Origin of the sequence: Chryseobacterium sp. HR92 (genome assembly GCF_045689405.1) — a bacterium.
GTDB lineage: Bacteria > Bacteroidota > Bacteroidia > Flavobacteriales > Weeksellaceae > Chryseobacterium > Chryseobacterium viscerum_A.
The window spans coordinates 410,742-430,498 of record NZ_CP139139.1; the positions used below are offsets into that span (position 1 = coordinate 410,742).

11 protein-coding genes are annotated in these 19,757 nt (G+C 37.0%); 2 read left to right on the top strand and 9 right to left on the bottom strand.

What is annotated here, in order from left to right:
- Positions 1 to 237: 237 nt before the first annotated feature.
- Positions 238 to 3,135 carry a SusC/RagA family TonB-linked outer membrane protein gene (locus SFA27_RS01860; protein WP_407295788.1) on the top strand — a complete coding sequence of 966 codons (2,898 nt, stop codon included), beginning with the start codon at positions 238 to 240 and terminating at the stop codon, positions 3,133 to 3,135.
- Positions 3,136 to 3,150: 15 nt separating this feature from the next.
- Positions 3,151 to 5,046 (top strand): SusD/RagB family nutrient-binding outer membrane lipoprotein, encoded by a 1,896-nt coding sequence (locus SFA27_RS01865; protein WP_047373617.1) that lies wholly within the window; start codon positions 3,151 to 3,153, stop codon positions 5,044 to 5,046.
- 141 nt (positions 5,047 to 5,187) lie between these two features.
- Here the strand turns inward: SFA27_RS01865 and SFA27_RS01870 are convergent, their stop codons facing one another.
- The 9 genes from SFA27_RS01870 to SFA27_RS01910 form a co-directional block, all read right to left on the bottom strand.
- A complete protein-coding gene (locus SFA27_RS01870; protein WP_047373616.1) occupies positions 5,188 to 5,757 on the bottom strand; it encodes a hypothetical protein in 570 nt (189 codons plus the stop codon).
- A 9-nt stretch (positions 5,758 to 5,766) separates the two neighbouring features.
- Complete coding sequence (locus SFA27_RS01875) at positions 5,767 to 6,291, bottom strand: hypothetical protein (RefSeq protein WP_264519437.1); 525 nt, start codon at positions 6,289 to 6,291, stop codon at positions 5,767 to 5,769.
- On the bottom strand, positions 6,288 to 9,035 hold the full coding sequence (locus SFA27_RS01880) for a hypothetical protein (RefSeq protein WP_407295790.1): 2,748 nt from the start codon (positions 9,033 to 9,035) through the stop codon (positions 6,288 to 6,290). Before SFA27_RS01880 ends, SFA27_RS01875 begins: the two co-directional genes overlap by 4 nt.
- Complete coding sequence (locus SFA27_RS01885) at positions 9,028 to 9,828, bottom strand: WxL protein host-binding domain-containing protein (RefSeq protein ID WP_407295792.1); 801 nt, start codon at positions 9,826 to 9,828, stop codon at positions 9,028 to 9,030. Before SFA27_RS01885 ends, SFA27_RS01880 begins: the two co-directional genes overlap by 8 nt.
- A 105-nt stretch (positions 9,829 to 9,933) precedes the next feature.
- Positions 9,934 to 10,512: a hypothetical protein gene (locus SFA27_RS01890; protein ID WP_047373612.1), complete on the bottom strand. Its 579-nt coding sequence runs from the start codon at positions 10,510 to 10,512 to the stop codon at positions 9,934 to 9,936.
- A 175-nt stretch (positions 10,513 to 10,687) separates the two neighbouring features.
- The gene (locus SFA27_RS01895) at positions 10,688 to 13,033 is read right to left on the bottom strand and encodes a phosphocholine-specific phospholipase C (protein WP_407295795.1); all 2,346 of its coding nucleotides are present in this window, start codon (positions 13,031 to 13,033) and stop codon (positions 10,688 to 10,690) included.
- An 82-nt stretch (positions 13,034 to 13,115) separates the two neighbouring features.
- Entirely contained in the window at positions 13,116 to 14,636 is a 1,521-nt protein-coding gene (locus SFA27_RS01900; RefSeq protein WP_407295798.1) for a SusD/RagB family nutrient-binding outer membrane lipoprotein, read from the bottom strand.
- 18 nt (positions 14,637 to 14,654) lie between these two features.
- Positions 14,655 to 17,813: a SusC/RagA family TonB-linked outer membrane protein gene (locus SFA27_RS01905; RefSeq protein ID WP_407295801.1), complete on the bottom strand. Its 3,159-nt coding sequence runs from the start codon at positions 17,811 to 17,813 to the stop codon at positions 14,655 to 14,657.
- A gap of 321 nt (positions 17,814 to 18,134) precedes the next feature.
- Positions 18,135 to 19,739, bottom strand: a complete 1,605-nt coding sequence (locus SFA27_RS01910) for an autotransporter assembly complex protein TamA (protein WP_407295804.1) — start codon at positions 19,737 to 19,739, stop codon at positions 18,135 to 18,137.
- Positions 19,740 to 19,757 lie beyond the last annotated feature (18 nt).

Sequence of the window (19,757 nt, forward strand, 5' to 3'; positions counted from 1 at the left end):
ATTTATACTATAGCTCATCTAACTTTAAATTTCACTTAATCATTTAAGTATCAAAAGCTTTAAACTAATATTAATGATTTGATATGTTATGATAAAAAAAATATTAGAAAGATTCTGTTGCTTTTATTAATGTATTTAGCATAAATAATTAATGATTGTATATTAATTTAATAAGAATTACGTTTATTTGTTGAAATATCTTGTGATATTATTAAGTATATACCAAATCTAATTTTTATGAAAAAAACCATTTTTAAGGTTGGACTGCTCCAATCCTTATTCTTTTTCGGTGGATTGTATGCACAAAGCGATTCAACTAAAACGTCAAAGATTGATGAAGTAGTTGTTACAGCTTATGGTGTAAAAAAAGAAAAAAAAGCTCTTGGATATTCTTTCCAGGATGTAAAAGGCCAGGCCCTTGTTGATGCTAAGGAAAACAACATGACCAATGCATTAGTAGGAAAGGTTGCCGGATTACAAGTCATTAAAGGAGGTTTTGGACCTGGTTCTTCTTCCAAAATTAATCTGCGAGGGTTTAATTCTTTTACAGGAGATAATCAGCCTCTTATTGTGGTGGATGGAGTTCCGTTAAGTAATAGCTTAGGATCAAAGGTTAAGCAGAATGGAAAAGACTTTAATAATGATTTCTGGAACCCGGATCTTGATATGGGTAATGGTTTAAGTGATATTAATCCTGATGACATCGAAAGTCTTTCTGTTTTAAAAGGTGGTGCTGCTTCTGCTCTTTATGGTTCCAGAGGTGGAAACGGAGTTATTTTGATTACTACAAAAACTGGTAAAAGAAAAGGAGGATTAGGAATTACATATTCTACAAGCTTAGGGTTTGAAAATATTTTTATGAAACCTGATTTGCAGCACAGTTTCGCACAAGGCAGTAATGGTTTACCCAACCCACAGGGAGTTGATAATACAACTTCATGGGGGCCCGCTTTTGAAGGATCAAATATGACGGTTCATGATAACCTAAAAAACTTTTTTAAGACAGGAACTAATGCTCAGCATACATTGAGCTTTCAGGAGAACTTAGGCGAAGGATCAAGCCTGTACACTTCTGCTAATTATTTAAACAGTAATAGCCAGATTCCGAATTCAAAATATGAGAGGTTCAATTTTATGGCAAAAATGAATTCTAATTTTGGAGCTAATAAAAGATGGACGTCTGAGGTGAAAGCCCAATATATGAGCGTTAAAGGAACAAACAGACCTTCTGCAGGACAAGGCGATGGAAATTACTATCCAAAAATCCTTCTAATGCCTCAAAATATTGATGTAAGAGATTATCGTGACGGGCAGATGCAAAATGGAGTGACATCGCGCTGGATAACCTCAAATGGAATTAATCCTTATTGGACAGCCTATAATGCATTGAATGCCGATAAAAAAGATAGGTTCTTATTAAACGGCTATCTCAAATATCAATTTAATAATTGGCTGAGCGCAGATGTAAGGTTAGGTACAGATTTCTATTCTTTAAATACTGATGCCAGGGTTTGGACGGGCTCTACCCGAAATAATTCCTACTCAACTGGTCAGGAGAAGTTTTATGAAAATAATTACATCGTAAGTCTTAATGCTAAAAAAGATAATATTGTGGGTAAATGGGGAGGATCACTTTCTGTTTATGGACAGATGATGGAAAGCAGGGATAAAGCACTATATTTTTCTACACAAAATCTTATTCTTGCCAACGTTTTCAGTACGTCTAATACAAGTGATCTCGCGTCTATTACAACGACAGAAGTTGATATGTGGAAAAAAATTAATTCAGTATTTGCTGCTGCTGAAATTAATTATGACGGATATTGGTTTCTGAATGCTACGGCAAGAAATGACTGGTCTTCTACTTTGAATATTGATAACAGATCTTACTTCTATTCTTCTGTGAGTACTTCTTTGGTTTTGACAGACATGCTGAAGAAATTAAATGGCACAAGTTCAAATGTCTTAACATTTGCTAAGCTTCGCGCGGCTTATGCAGTTGTAGGAAACTCTTTACCTCCTCAAAGCCTGTACAATACATATAGCGCTTCCACTGATCCAAACGGACATATTGTACTTACAAGAAATAAAATACTTTTTAATTCAAATTTGCATGCGGAGAAGCTTAAAACTTTTGAAGTCGGTGCAGATATGAAGTTTTTTGACAGAGTATCTCTGGATGTAAGTTATTTTAATAATAATGCCACCGATCAGCTTATAGCTATTCCGATAAATCCACTTTCCGGATATGAAAGAATGATGATTAACTCAGGAGGGCTGCATAACAAAGGGTTTGAATTCGTATTGAATACGGATATCTTTAAGAAGGAAAGTTTCGCATGGAATGTTAATGCCAATTTTTCAACGTTAAAAAGTAACATCGATAAAATTGATGGGATTGTTTCAAAATACCCTTTATCAGGTTTTGACAACGTTGCCTTCTTTGCAGAAGTAGGAAAACCTTACGGAGCAATTTATGGAACAAAATTCTTAAGAGTAGAAGATACCGGCAGCCCTTATTACGGAAAACTGATTGTGGATCAAAACGGATTACCACAGGCTACTCCTGATCAATATTACCTTGGAGATCAAACTCCGAGAGCTTTGTTTGGTTTTACAAACAGCTTTGTATATAAAAATATTGGACTTTCATTTTTAATTGACGGAAGAGTCGGGGGAAAATTTTTCTCTGCTACACAAGCCGCGTTACAAGCTGATGGGCTTGCTGCAGACACTGCACCTGGAGGAAAACGAGATAATATGGTATTGGATGCGGTAGTGCAGGGAAATAGCGGTTATACACCAAATACCAAAGAAATTACTCAACAGGATTATTGGGGAGCTGTAACATCTGGAAATTTAGGAATTACAGAGCAGAATATTTATGATGCTACCAATATTCGGTTAAGAAATATTCAGCTGACGTATAATTTTCCTAAAAGTATTTTCCAAAAATTAGCTTTGCAGAGTGCTAAAGTTGCTTTTACCGCAAATAATGTATGGATGATCTACAGTAAAGCCAAAGGAATTGATCCGGAATCTGTATTCGCAATTAATTCTAATGCTACAGGATTTGAAAACCTTGCTTTTCCTACTTCAAGATCTTATTTATTTACAATCACTTTAGGCTTTTAATTAACAACTGAAACAATGAAAAAATATATCTTATCATTTTTTACGATTGGTTTACTATGTACTTCATGTAATGATTTTGAAGACATCAATAATAACCCGTTTGCCGTAGACGCTAGTAAGGCAGAACCTGAATATTTCTTAAATAATTCAATTCTCGGTGCCCAGCAGGATCCTAATATCGCAGAACGTGTTTTTGTTTTATATTGGAAAACGGCGGCAAGACAGCATTTATCAACAGGAATTGCGGGTGGAACTTATGATGATTCCTGGACTTCCGAATATTGGAAATACGTTTCAGATTGGCTGAATAATGCGAATGCAGCCATTCAATTGGCCAATGAAAAAAAGGCGGCCGGGCAAGGAAAACCTTATTATGACAACATTATTCAGGTTTCCAGAATTTGGAGAGCTTATTTGATGAGTGAATTTTCAGATAATTTTGGGCCACAACCTATTCAGGCTTTTCAGGGAACAAATCCTACTTTCAATTCTGAAAAAGAAGTGTATTATTTTATTTTAGAAGAATTAAAAGATGCAGCCGCAAAAATGAACACAACCCAGGGAGCACCATCAAATGCTAATGCTTATGATATGGTGTATGGGTTTAATTGGACTCAATGGGTAAAGTATGCCAACTCTATGAGGATGAGAATTGCCATGAGAATTGCCGAAGTAGATCCTTCAAAGGCAAAAACGGAATTTGAAGCAGCAGCTAATTCAAATATGTTTATCGCTACAAGTGCAGATAATTTTACAGTGGCTGAAAAACCGGGATGGGATGCGCTAACAGGTGTGATGTCCAGAGAATGGAACTCCCAGATCTTATCGGCAACACTTAATAATTTATACATTGGTCTAGGAGGAGTAAACTCCACCGATCAATTACCGGCAGCTCAACATACAATGGTAAAGGCATCCGACTATATTGGTATAAAATATGACCAACAGTTCACTACAATGACCAACGATCCAACTGCAGGATATTGGTTGGATGGCTTACCCAATAAAATTGATCCGAGAGCGTATAAAACGTTCTATATTCCGGGGGATCTTACAAGCCCGGTTTATTCATTGTATCCCACTTATACCAATCAGGCAACTACCAATCATGGAGATCTTACATTTGAAGATAATTCTAAAATAACAATAAATACAGTCAATACCTGGAATGCCTATACCATTGGAAATTGGGGGGAAAAAGGACAGAGAAACGGCTTGAGAAATGTAGTAGGATGTGTACCGGCTTTGGGTAAGCAGTATAGAGAAAGTAAGAATTCAAGAATATTTTTTGCAAGCTGGGAAACCTATTTCCTTATAGCGGAAGCTGCATTGAAAGGCTGGACGGTTCCAATGAGTGATGAAGCTGCTTATAATAAGGGAATTCAGGATAGCTTTGCTTATAATGGAGTTTCACAATTCTATGGTCAATATATTGCTTCAACAGATTATAACCGTGATGGTACTTCTGTTTCTTACAGTCATATTACAGAACCGGGAGTAAGTCACACAATGAAATATAAAGATCCTGTAAGCGGGAACTTAGTTTCTGTAGAGATTAAATATCCTGTAAATACCATTTATAAGAACGGATCGGTAAAAAATGATAAATTAACAAAAATTATTACCCAGAAATACATTGCCAATATGCCTTGGTTACCATTGGAATCCTGGAGTGATCAGAGAAGACTTGGGCTGCCGTTTTTTGAAAACCCTGCCATCGAAGCTCCATTGCCAAACCTTCCTAATCTGAGCTCAGGGAATTATATGACGAATTCTATTCAGAATTTCCCTCAGAGGTTAAGATATCCAAGTACTTTCAGAAATACTGATCAGCCTGGATATGATAAAGCTGTACAATTACTTGGGGGTGCAGATGCTGTACTGACTCCTCTTTGGTGGGCCAAACATTAATTAATTTTAAATAATAAAAAAATAATCCTTTTCTGAATTTGAAAAGGATTGTTTTTTTTGATACAAATTCACTGAATATCTCTTTAGGTGAATTGTTGAATTAATTATGAGGTAGGTAACTGGATTGGCTTTGGTGTACTTTTAATTTGCTCCAATTGTGAAAACTACCTGTGTAGCATATGTAGTTGCAGGAATGGCTACAGAAACTCCGCTTATCTGCAATTGTGCATTGATACCTGTGTACGTTACACTGTTACCCAATCCTAAAACTCCGGTAAAATTGATTGTAAAGAATGCTGTAGCCACAGCTTGTGGTATTTCTGTATAAGTTGTCCCTCCGTTTATTGTTGCTGTACAAAGAACACAGAGTCCACTGATACTAGTACTTCCACCACTTCTTTTGGCATAAAGATGCAGATTGCTATTCCAGGTGGTAGGAGTATGATGTACACTCACTCTGGCAGCCCCACTGGTAAGAAGGTTTAAAAATGATCCGGGTAAATTTCCGGAAAGCGTTATCAAATTGGTAGCACTTTCATAAGTTCCGGCATAGTCTGTTCCGGCTTCTGTAACAGCAGGTACACTTACTGTCCAATTACTGCCACCAACATTTATAGTTTGTGCCCCAAGACAGCAGCCCAATATTAGAAGGAAACTGCTTACATATTTTTTTAAACGGATTTCTCTGAAAAAACAACTATTGATTTTCATTTTTCAATTTTATTCTGTGATGGTGTAGGTAACTACAATAGCAGTATTAGCCTGTGCAATTAAATTAGCATACGTATTGGTTGTTAATGACATCGTGAGTACATGGCCGTTACTGGAACCATTTCCCGTATATGCACCTCCAATTCCACTGATGATCGTAGTGGCAGTTGTGGACAATGTAACGATCCCAACAGAAGTTCCCAATGTTCCTCCTCCTGCTCCGGTAGCTGCCGCTGCCTGTAATCTTATATTGACTCCATCGATGACTTTATTCACAGATGCTGTAATTCTTCTGGTAACTCCACTGGGAGCAATAGCGGAAGTATAGTTAATTCGTTTTGATGTATTTGGGGTAGGGCTTCCAATGGCATTTCCTGCTTCAGTAGGAGCCGTAAAGTTGAGTGCAAAACTTCCTGTAGGCTCTATATCCATTAAAGTAACAATAGGTAAGGTCATGGTAACAGTAGTCTGGGAATAGAATACCCCCGACAAGATAAAAGACACCAATAATAATAGAGAACGGATCAAAATCATTTTTTCTTTTTTATTTCGTTATAGCCTACCTTTAGGGATTCCTGCTGATATTTTATTTCTATTTGCTGCTTGACAATATGAATGTTTAATTTTTTTGTTTCTGAAGGATTAAGAGTAAACTGGAATTTATCATTCGAGACTTTATAACGCTTATCAAGACCATTGCGATAGACTTTAACGGTCCAGTCTCCAGGTCTGAGATAAGTAAAATCAAAATCTTCACCTATAAAACAGATTTTACGATAGGTTTGGTCCTTGCCTGTAGCTTCTATAATAATACTTTCTTTTTTCTTTTTTTTAGCAAGCAGTTCAGTAAATCCCGTCTGATCTTTATCTTCTGTTTCTGCAAACTGAATATGACCCTGAACATTAGCTGCAGTCGTTAATCCGAAATTAAAGATATTTTCCTTATTACTCAGAGAAAGTGCTGCCGGAAAAGCCAATGTGGGAATATCATTGATCTCTGTTGTTGATCGGTCGATTTCCAGAAAATAATTTCCAGGAATCACATTTTTGAATACATAATTTCCATTCTGATCGGTAACTGACAGATAGCTTCCCAGCATTAACCTTACGCCTTCCGTCTTTTTTATCCCAAGATTACTGATATTTCCGGATAACGAAATATATTCAGATGTTTTCTGTACCGGAACATTGGGACGCCATGTATAGCGCATGGAGAATATAAAATCTTTATCCCCGATTTCTCCTCTCTGTAATGAATATCTGCCGGAAAGATCAATTTCATTTCCTGGAAATAGCTGCTGGTGGAAGAGAAGTTCAAACAAATTTCGGTCTTTAAAATATTCTTCCGGTATATAATTGTTCTGATAAAAAATGCTTAAACTAGTCTTATCAGAAAAACGGCTGTAAATTCTTGCTCCATAATAGAGTTGTTTCTGATTCTGCAGCTGGTATCTTGAGCTGATGGCGTAGCTTCCGAATACATTAAAATAGGTTCTGAATTTTTGAAATGAAAGGTTGGCAGAATAAAAACTTGAATTACCGCTAAATCCCGTCAGATAATTGTCTGTTTTGCCAAACTGCCCTGCAATATTCACCTGAAACATTCCGAGCTGCTGATCAATGCTTACCTTGAAAAAGCGTTCATAATAATCAAACTGTCTGGGTTCCAGACGGTCCTGATACTTTTGATAACCGCTGTTAAGGATAACAGATCCATTTGAACGGTATTTATATTGTAACCCATATTGCAGATACTGTCTGTAGGGAGCCGCTAAAAACAGAGTATCTCTCTGGAAATTTTTAACATCCTGTGTATAATTGACAAAAGCACTGATTTTTCTGGAAATTTTGTAATTAACGTTCCCATTAAAGGTATTTGTATTTGTAAAATATCCTGCAAATTCCGGACTTGCTTTTACATACATCAAACTTCCGTTAAGCTTTTCAAAAATAGCATCAGCCTGCAGCATATAAGCTGTTCCATCCGTTTTTTTTGTGTTGCTGTAGGCCAGTTCTCCGGAAATATTAATGTTTCTTGAGATTTTGAATTTTCCTTTAGCATAAGGAAGATGTGCATCAGAATCCAGTCTTACATCCCCATATCGGATTTCATCCTTTCTTGGAGTCTTGTAAAGGTACCCGACTGAAAGTTCTGATTCTTTCCGGATTTTGAAGCTGGAATAAATATTAAATTCATCCTTAATATCCCGGAAAAACCTGGGATGATTATAGAAACCGCCCAGACTCACTTTATTAAAATCATACCGGATTTCTGCCCCTCGTCCATATCTTGCAAATTCCGTTAAATAAGATGAAGAATACGTTTTATCACCCAGATGAATAAAGAAGTTATCCCGTTTATAATTCACAAAATATTCTTCATATTGGGTGAAAGTATTGAGTTCTACAGGATTGTGGGTAACCGCTCGAAATTCAATCTGATTTTTGTTGTCTTTGTCCAGAGTTCCTTTACCATAAATTTCTCCCTGAAAGCCATCATTGTAAACTCCCATATTCTGCATTCCGATGAAAGATAATGAAAGGGCAACAGGAAGCCTGTGGTAGATATCGTTTTCAGACGGTTTTACAGATATAATCTGAGTACTTACATAAAGACTTTGAACTTCCTTAGGATTATCTCCTGAGTACACCGAAAGATTAAGGTTCTGAAATTCATTTTGACTGAGTTCAGGGTTGGTTACTTTGTGTATCGTAATGACTTTTGACTCATTGGGCTCTAGTACTAATGAGGGCTCATTGTCAAGAATAGCATTTTTACTTTCAAGATGAATATCCTCTGTTACATTACCATTATTTTTTAAAAGAAAAGAAGCCCGGATTGTTTCTCCTGCTCTTACAAACTCAGGTGAATTCAGAGTGGTAAGGGAAATATTCCGGTTTCCTGAAACTGTTACTTTCGATGTTTTTGTAAAGGATATTCCGTTGCTGCGGTCAGTAATATTCAAGGTTACAGAATAATTGCCCTGGCTTGTTTCTGTTGCAATACGCAAAGGTACCAGATAAGCCGATATTTCATGGGGAGCAATCTGAAATTCTCCTTTTGCTAAAATGGGTGTAATAGATGAACTTGAAGTAGAAACTGAAATATCATAAGTCCTGTTTTCACCTGAATTATTTTCTAATGTGAAAGGAATAGAAGTTGACATTCCCGGTAATATACTATCTTTTTTACTGGACAATCTGTTGGATTGCTGTTGAGAAAAAATAAATATCGGGAATAATAAGATGATAATAAATAAAGTCCAAGTTCTAATCATTTTTTACTTCTAATTCCACATTGAGTGCAAATGCATTCTCCTCTTCATCCGTAGCTATTATGGCGGCTTTGTATTTGTCTGGCGGTATTTTACTGATGTCGATGTAAAATGTTTTGGAGGTATCAGGCAGCAGCCCCATTGTTAAACTGGAATACGTTCCTATTTTTTCACCTGTTTTACGGTTATAAATTTCAATGGCTGCTGTAGGCTTGCAGTAAAGATTACCATTATTAGCTACAGCAATTTTCACAGTTTGCTTTCCTTCCTGTTTTTCTACTTTTACACTTTCAAACTTAAGGTCCGGTTTGGCCTTTTCTGTTTCAAAATCTGTAATGACCTGAATCGCGTATCGTATAACAGAAGTGATGTTTACTCCCGGTTTATTGTCGCTGGGCTTGATATCTTCTACCGGCTCTACGATAATGACACTCCAATAGCTTCCTGGATCTCTAGTTTCATTGGGAACTGTAATCTCATAAAAGACCTCTGTCTTCTCCTTGCCTTTGAGAGTGACCAGATTGGTATTGAGTTTTATCCATTCTCCATTGGTCCGTTTATTTGTATGCAAAGCCGAATAATTGATCGTTCCGTCAGAATGATAAGCAAAGTCCTGTAAAAACAATTTTACACTTTGAGGATTATTGCTCGTGTTTTCAATGGCTACCTTTCCTTTGTAAACCTTTCCGTTTTCAATTTTGTAAGAATGCGTAAGTCCGTTGAGAATCACAATACCCGCATGTAAAAAGCTGAACTGCAAAATCAGGGTAATCAGGAAAAGGATACGCTTTATCATGATGTAAAGTTTGGAGTTAAATCATTAGGTAATACAAAAACAGGAAGAAACTGAATAACAACTTCTTCTTGTTTTTGGGAAACAAAATAAAATTTTAATTAAATTCTAATTGTCTGATATCGTATAGGTAACGGTTGCTACAGTAGTTGCTGTTGCCTGTAAATCAGCATAAGCTGCTACCCCGCCAGGGCCGCTTCCTGCAGCAAGTGCATATGTAAGGTTGTGGCCATTATTGGCGCCATTACCTGTATAAGCACTTCCGATTCCCGAAATAATAGTCTGATCAGCTGCACTTAATGTCAACAGACCTGCAGATGTTCCTAATGTACCTGCTCCGGATCCGGTTGCAGCAGCAGCAGTTACATGAAGATCAACTCCGGGAATGATAGCATTCATTTTTACACTTACATTACGGGTAGGGTCTGCAACAGATTTGATAGATGAATAATTAAGCCACAAAGTAGTGTTAGATGCTGCCGGGATGATAGGATTTCCTGCTTCTGTAGGAGCTGTAAAGCCAAGGGTAAGGTTTTTTGTGGCAGCTGGCTCAATATCTACCAAAGCAACTTCGGGAATAGAAATTGTGACTGTATGATTGTCTGTATTGGTATCCTGCGCGCTCAGATTGGCAGACAGAGAAAACGCAAATAAAGACATTGCAATAGTTAAATTTAGTTTTTTCATGATGCGAATAATTAGTTAAGTGAATATAACAAAAATCAGTATATCGTGAAAAAAATATATAATAATTTTTATATTGATGCTTATTTGCATTATGTAATGCATTATAATTAACAAATAACTCAAAAAAAACCTGCACAATTTTGTACAGGTTTTTATCAGTGTTATAAGTCTTTTTTTAAGCCCAATGCGGATCAGAAACAGAAACTTTTCCGGTCTCTATTCTTCCGGCAAAGTGCCACAGATGATCATTTAACGTTAATTTCAAATCATACCAGCCTTTATATTTATCAAGATCAATAATGATTTTTTCTTCCGGTTTTTGTACAGAAATTGTTTTTTGATTTTTTCTGTAAAGATCTTCCAGGCTGATGGAGAAATTTTTCTTTTTATGATTTCTGACTACCAATTCAATCTGGGTTTTTGAGGTCATATTGGTTAAAATCACCTCTATTTCCGCAGTTTTATTCCCCTTAAATTTCCTGAAAAAGCCATTGGGACCGAAAATTTCGTAATCATAAGCTCCGGAATGCACAGTATGGGATAGCATTTGCTTTGAATATAGGGCATATGAAAAATGATAATCCTTATTGTTGAATTGAGTTCTGTCATAGATTAACAAGGGAACTCCATTTTCTTTTAAGTTAGCCATTTTAATCTGCTCCCCTTCTAAATTAACATGGAAATGATACGGAAGCGGATTCGAGGGTTTCAAACCTCTTTCCTGAATCTCCAGTAAATTACCTTTAAGTTCATTTTCAGAATACCATTTCAGGTCCGGAACAGGTTTGTTTTTAGCAGCATTAATGGTCTTTGCATAATCTTTTTGATTCAGATAATCCATCTCTGGAGCCTTTACACTGGAAGAATTGAAAGCGGATGTAAGATCACCACACACAGCTCTTCTCCAGTCACTGATGTTATCGACATGAACATTCTTGCTGAATTTTTTCATGATGAATTTCTCAAGAAACTGCAGGACGGAAGTATGATCCGATACCTCAGAATTTACAAAACCTCCTTTGGTCCAAGGAGAAGCAATGATCATCGGAACTCGGTAGCCCAGCCCAACGGTTCCTTCAATTTTTTCATAATTTTTTAAAGAAGGATCAGACATGTATTCCTGGGATTGATCTACATATTCCGCACCTTCTTTTCCGTTCATATCAACGGGCTGACTAGGATTCACCGGCGGGGCAAAAGGCAGAACATGATCAAAATATCCGTCATTTTCATCATAATTGATGATAAATATTGTTTTTTTCCAGGTTTCAGGATCTTTGGTCAGAATATTCAATACCTCAGAAATATACCAGGCTCCGTACCATGGTGATCCCGGATGGTCTGAGAAATGCTCAGGAGCTACAAGCCACGAAACCAGCGGAAGTTTTTTCTCTTCAACATCTTTTCGGAACTGGAACAGGACATCACCTTCCGGAACAACCAGTCTTTCTCCGTTGTCATCCTTTCCGATTTCCAGTTTCCAGTAATCCGGATCATTTACATTAGTAGTGAAGGCTTTTTCGTGAAGGTTTTTTTCCTCTTTTGAAAGTTTTGAATAATTATCAGGATGATATTTCACCTGATCTTCCTGAACTTCTGCGAGCATAATTTCCAGCCTTTCTTTCTGCTTAGGATTTTTTTCAATTTCCTGTTTCAGATATGCTATGATATTAGGAATATTCTGATAATAGCCTTTTGAAAATTTAACATTGAATTTTGAAAACCACTCAATAGGATTATCAGTAAAATTACTTAACCACGCTTCCTGTTCTCCGGACATCCCTTTTGGAAGACTGATTTCATTCTGATAAATCCTCCATGAAACATTCTGCTGTTCTAAAATTTCCGGAAAACTTTTCCATTTTGCCTGTCTCGCTTTATCATAATCAATGTTCTCATTCACAACATTGGCCTTTACTTTTCCGTTTTGCTGTTCCCTCAAAGTTCCGGACCAAAGGAATAATCTGTTGGGAGTAGTCCCGGTAAGTGAAGAGCAGAAATACTGATCGAATATGGTGAACGCATCTGCCAGCTGATAATAAAACGGAAGGTCTTCACGGTTATAATATCCTAATGTCAGCGGAATATTTTTATAATCTTTATTTCCTGAAGCTTTAGCCTGAAGCCATTGGTCATATTTTCCCTTGTTCAGAGCTTTTTGCTGATCTGCCCATGAATGAGGCAGTGAGCTCATCCAGGTTGATTTTGTATTTCTTAAATCCAGTCGGGCAGGAGATGCATATTTTCCTTCATCATTCTTTTGAAAGAAAACAGAATGTCCATCCTGTTTTACAAAAGCTCTTTTATCTAAAAAGCCTCTCACTCCTTTGAGTGCACCGAATGCATGATCAAATGAACGGTTCTCCTGCATCAGGATTACCACATGCTCTGCATCATAAAATGTAGACTGGGCAGCCGGATCAATGGCCAGAGCTTTTAAAATGGAAGGATGCAGAACACCTGATGTCCCTAATCCCGCTAATAAAAGACTTGATTTCTCTAAAAATTCTCTTCTGTTCATGTTCAATCGTAATAAGAAAGAAACCGCAAGTTAATAGGATTTTCCTGCGGTTTCTTTGTTTTATATAAAAATAATCAGATTTCTATTGTAACCACCAAGGTTTGGAGTTAATATTGTCATTTCCTCCATACTGAGCAGCCAAAGCTGCTTTTAAATTATTACTGTTATAGCTGTATTCCGATTGCGGATACCTGAATCTGAAAGGAGCTGCTACTCCGGCTTTTAGAGGATAGTTGGGGTATCCTGTTCTTAAATAGTCATAGTAAGAAGTCCATTGTGCCTGGTGGAACATGGTCATGTACTTTTGAGTCATGATTTTTTCCAGTTGAGTCTGTAAAGGATCAGCATTATTGTAGACAACCAAAGGCGTTGCCAGATACTGATTCACATCAAACCCTGAGAAATATTGTCCCTGATTTTTTACATAGGTCTGATAAAAACTGAAACTTGCCTTGATCGCATTATCATAATGGGTTTTTGCAGATCCGGAAATCCAGCCTCTTGCAGCAGCTTCGGCAAGGATAAACTCAAGTTCTGAGTAGCTCAACACAGAAGCAGGCTCATTGGTAGGATCTTTATAAAAACGGTCGTTTACTTTAGAGATGTTTTTTGCTGTGATCAATGCTGCATTGTCAGAATAAGGTGAGGTCGGGTTTCCTCCGTTATAAGCTGTAAAATCTGTGATGGCTTTTCCGGCTTCTTTTGCTCCTGTAGTCTGTGCTGCAAAAGTGAACAAACGTGGATCATGTCTGTCTTTGAACATGTTAATGAAATAATCTGCCATGTACAGACTTGAACCATATCCACTGTTGTTAAACATTGTGTATCTGCTGTCTGCAGCATCGGCAAACTTAAGCTCACCATTGTCAGCAATAGAAGTCATTAAAGACTGGCTTCCTGCGATAGAAGCAAACTCTGCAGCTATATTATAACTTCCGACTGTGGTTTTCTTAGATAAAGTGATCAGAATCTTCAGTCGGAAAGAATTGATCAGCTTTTTCCACTTTAAAGCATCTCCGTTATAAACAATATCACCTTCAATTTTGTCATTGGTATTGATGAGATCATTTGCGTCCTTTAATTCTGATAAAATTCCGGACATAATTGCATCCTGACTATCATATTTAGGCTGGGTAATCCCGGATTCACCCTTTGCAGCCTCAGAATATGGTGCGCTTCCTACTTTTAAACTGATATTGAAGAAATGATAAGCTCTTAAAAACTTTCCGATGGCCAGATAATTTTTATTTCCTCTTTTCTCTGCTTCCTGCATCATTTTTCCTGTGTTCAGGAGTCCTTTTGTATACACTTCAAAAGAAGCATCGTTCCATTTCATATACTGGTACGAATTCTCACCATCGGTACCAATCATCATTCTTGAAGCATACATATTATCACCATTTACCTGGAATGTATATTTTTCAACGTAAGTCAGAAGGTTTTTAGGATCAATGCTAGCCTGGTCATTAGGGTTCTCATTGATCGTATCAAGGCTGGTTTCGCATGAAGCCAATGTCAGAAGTCCTGCCGCAAATATAGACTTCATCAGCCATCTTGCTGCCTTACCTTTTTGTCCCTTCGCGTTATTGATATTATTTTTCATTGTTGACGTACTTTTTAGTTAAAACTTAAGATTAAATCCGATTCCGAACCATCTGCTTGACGGATCCTGGATATCATTAGCGATATCTCCACTTCTTCCTGATCTGATCTGGAAATCAGGATCGGAGTAAAGGTTCTTTGATTTTTTCCACATAGCTAAGTTGTAGGCAGAAATATTGGCGGTGAAACCTTTCACCATACCTTTTGGATTAAGCAGATATGAGAAATCATATTCCAATACTACAGATCTCAGCTTGATGAAAGTTCTGTCGAAAACATTGGCAAACTCTTCACTTTCATCCTGCGTTACCCTTGCCTGGTATGGATAATTCTGTGCCCAGTCCTGGAAGCTGATTGCTTTGGTGTGTGGAGTATAAAGACCAGTAGAAGGATTGTAGTTAACGCCGTCCGGCACGAAATAATAGGTTCCCGGATTAGCATATTCAAGATCTCTGTACGCTACAGAGTTAGGATGTTTTCCTCCCCACCACATTTTTTCAACAACCTGAGATCTCATCACACCTCCGATGCTTCCATCGATTCCAATGTTTAAAGAGAATTTTTTGTATTTAAAAGTATTGTTGAAACCGAAAGTCCAGTCCGGATTGAAATGTCCTAAATTACTTGGAGTGTTGGCTCTTGTCGGCATCCCTGAATTGGCATCAAGAATTACTTTTCCGTCCGGAGACTTTTGCCAGGTATAGTCATAATAGCTGTCCATTCTTTCACCCAACTTAATGTTTTGATAGTTGGGCATATTATCATAAATGGAAGTCAGTTTTTGTTCATAAGTACTCCAGTTGATCAAAGTTTTCCAACTGAAATCGGCCGTTTTTACCGGAACCAAACCAAGAGAAACTTCAAATCCTTTGGTGGTATATTCATTTCCGTTGACATATTGTGAAGTGAAACCTGATGATTCTGCCGCTGGAAACTGAAGAATATTATTATAATCAAGTGTTCTGAAATAAGTAGCATCTAAAGTAATCCTGTTGTTAAGGAAACCGGCACTTAATCCCAGCTCGTAAGATTTTGTCTGCTCAGGTTTCAGCGAGTTTTCTACATTCAGAGTGGTTGGATAATAATACGTAGGATTTCCGTTGAAAGTAATTCCCTGGTTATTCAGATAATAATTTCTGATAGAATAAGGCTGGAAATCATATGCCACTTTAGCCCATGAAGCAGAAAGCTTCAACATATTGATAGACTCAGGTAATTTTACCAGGTTGGAAATAACAGCACTGATGGAGGCAGAAGGGTAGAAGTAAGACCTGTTCGCTTTAGGAAGCGTAGAAGACCAGTCATTACGCCCTGAAATATTGATGAAGAAAGCATTGTACAATCCAATGTCAATCGTGGAATAAGCACTATAGATCAACTTTTCCTTCAGATAGGTGTAATTTTTAAGTGCTCCGATAGAGTTTTCAAATGTGTACACTTCAGGGACTCTCAGTCCGTCTGTAGATCTTTCGTTGTTATTGTTTTTGAAATAAAAAGCTGAACCTCCGGCATTGATTGTGAAATCAAAGTTTTCAGATATCTTTTTCTTGTAAGTAGCCAGAACATCATAGTTAAGATTCCATGTTTTATTATCTTTCAGAATATACCCCCCACTTCTTGGTGCACTGTAATTGAAATAAGAATAAGGACTTAATATTTCCGTTTTGCTGTGGTTTTCCACAAGGGATATTTTCCCTTTTACCGAAAGATCCTGAGTAGCCTTATATTCTAATCCTGTCTGAGCATTGATAATATTTGTTCTGTTCTGATTTTTATAATACTCAGCTCCGAACCATGGATTATTGTACCAGGCATAGTTCCAGTTGGCCTGCGCTCTTCCTTCCTGTCCGGGAATCCACATATGATTTTTCAGGGCCTTTCCGTCTACATCGCCTCCCATCCAGATCAGGATGGTATACATGTGTCCGCTTGGGTTGTAATCGTAGTTAGGAATATTAGGTGTAAAAGCCTGATTGAAATTAAATTTTGTATTAAAGATTAATTTATCTCCCAGATGGTTTTCAGAAGAAAAATTGAGCCCATATTTTTGAAGATAAGAATTCGGAACTCTGTCATCATAATTCATGAAATTTCCGGAGAATCTGTATATATCTTTATTATCTCTGTAGCTGATCGCAAAATTATTATTATTGATCACTGCAGGCTTTAAGAACGTGCTTAAGTTATCGTGGTATTTCCAGTCAATCGGAACTCTTTCATACCTTGATTTATTATCATATTGAGTCCCGGTCACTGCTCCATACCATGGAACTACCTGCCCTGTTACTTTATCTCTGATAGGGCTGTTCCATTGGGCAATCTGTAAACCCGAAACAAATTTTGGTCCCCAGATCATATCCCCGTCATTCACACCGCCATCGGCTCCATCCCAGAATTCATATTTTCCGTGAGATCCGTTTCCGTATTCAGTCTGTGTTTTCGGAAGATTGGTAAATCCTGCCGTAATCATGGTGTTCTGAGAAAACTCTACGGAGAACCCTTTCTTCTTAGCTGATTTTGTCGTAATCAGAACAGCTCCGTAACGGCCTCTGGAGCCATACAGTGCAGAAGCGGTGGCACCTTTCAGTACGTTGATGTTCTCAATATTGTTTGGATCTAAATTCTGGAAAACTTCTTTTTCTACAATCACTCCGTCAATTACAAAAACAACATTGGAATTTCCTCTAAGAGTAAACTGCGGTGCCTGCTGCATTCCTGTTGGGTTGGAAACATTCAGACCGGCAACCTGTCCTGAGAATAAATTACCAATACTCGGTGTAGTGATGGTTTCAAACTGTTTCGTTCCCACTTCCTGAGTAGAATAGCCGATTTTTTCTTTCTTCTTGGCAATACCTAATGCGGTAATGACAACGCCTTCAATCTGCTTTTCGTTTGGTTTTTTTAAGACAACGGAATACTGTTTTTTTGAAGAAACCTCAACGGTATAAACAGAAAAATCAGGAGCAAAAAACTCAAGAATGTCTTTCGGGTTTGCAGAAATGGTAAAATTACCATTTTCATCTGTAGTAGCAGTCTTTCCTGTATTTTTGTCAGTGATGTTTACACCGGAAACACCAGAACCGTTTTCTGATTTTACATTTCCGGAAATATTGATTTCCTGTGCGGAAAAATATAGAGGAAGTAAAAAAACGGCAAAAGTAGCTAGAGTCTTCTTCATTTTTTTTTGAAGGCAAATTTAGCAGAGCACTGTTACCAGTATTTTAATGAAGTATTAAAATAAAAATACGATTTTAATATTTTTTAACAAGAAGAATTAATAGAAAGGTAAAGTGGGAAATGTACTTTGTATAGGAACTTTTGCTTTATTGTATAGATATTATTATAAGGTAGGAAGCTGGAAGAAGGAGGCTGGAAGTTACCTTTGTGTTATAAGATTTTAGGTATTTAATATAAATTATTTCTATAAAAATAATAGGATAGTAAAACTAAGGTATCAATAATTTCGACCTTCCAGCTTCCCTCTTCCTTTCTTTTATCCTTAGAACCTGCTCAGAATTCCCCAGTGGATTTTTGTATCATTAAACTTAAAAGGATTTCCAAATTCGTTACCATTAGATAACTGAAAACTCATCAGACCGATTGGAATAAAGAAGTTAAAACCAAGTCCTACACTATAAAGCTTGGGCTTTACATTTAAAGATTTATTATTGAGTTGGCCATATTGCCCAAAGACGTCGAAAAATGCCTGATTACCGATCAGATAGCGGTATTCCAGACTTCCATAATAGTAAAAGTCGGCGGCAAGGGAGTTTTCATTGAATCCCCGCATGGAGTTCCAACCTCCAAAACGGTATAGTTCGTTGGCAGAAAACTCTATTTTAGAATCCATCATGGCACCTTCCCCTTTAATGTTCAGAAAGTGGTTGCCTGAAATATGGTAATTATGTTCCCCAAAGAGATAAAACTTGTTTTGATTGGCTTTGATATTATCTTTAGAATAGGTAGTTGTTAAAACATCATATTCTGCTCTGATCCTTGTTTTATAAAGGAAAAGGTCAATATCAGTGGGCTCTGTCATTTCATACCATATCCCGATCCCTTTTTTGTTGTAATCTTTCCCCTGAACGTATAATGTATCAATAATAGTAGAGGTTTCCAGGGTTGCTCTCAAACCTATTTTATTTCGGTTGTTGATATGATAATAAAAGGCAGGCAGGAATTTTACGTTGGCAAACGTAGAATCCTGACGGTATATATTTACTTTTGTGTCCATCCCGACATTCGATTTGAACAGATATGGAATATCCACCCTAAGATCAAAAGTCTGTCCTTTATCCGGGTTTCTCTGCCAGTATAAATTGACAGTTTCAAAGCCGTTGAACATATTTCTGAAATTGACATTCATCGTTCCATTCAATGTAAACTTGGAGGTTTTGTCATTTCCGAAACCGATTACCCCGTCAAAAGTATTCGTCTTTTTCTTTTCCAGAAACAGGTAAATGCTTGTAGAGTCTTTTGTAAATAAAGTTTGTGGCTGCCGTTCGAGAGTCAGGAAAGGATGGCTCTGAAATGTTTTATTGATGGCTAAAAGGTTTTTGTCATCATAGTTTTTGCCTTTAAATTCCTTTTCAAGATTTTTGATGAATCTTTTAGGAACTTTTTCATATCCTTTAACGACAAAATTATTGATCGTTCTTTTATCGTTTTTGTTAATGTCAAGCTCTACAATTGGATAACCGTTTTTCTGGCCTTTGTATTTGGATTTGATTCTGCTGAAGGAATACCCATCATCAATATAAGTTTTGTTGATGCTTTTCTTGGTGGAATCTAAATTTTTAGTGAAAAAATCTTTCTGAATCTTTAGCTTCTGGACCAGTGAATCGGTAAGGTTTACATACGTTTCATTGAAATTTTTGCCTTTGTCATAGAAAATTTCGGTACTGTCACCCTTTACTTTTACATCTTTCAGTTTGGTAAAGAAATAATTATTCTGAGCTAGTGAATCCAGAAATTTTACCGCAGAAGTGGAATCTTTTACTTTTTTCCTGACTTTGGTTTCAGTATCAATAAGCCAATACTGTTTTTTCTGCGCTTGTGTAAAAACGCAGAACAGTACAAAAAATATTTTTAAAAGTAATTTCAATTTATTCTTCTGAATATG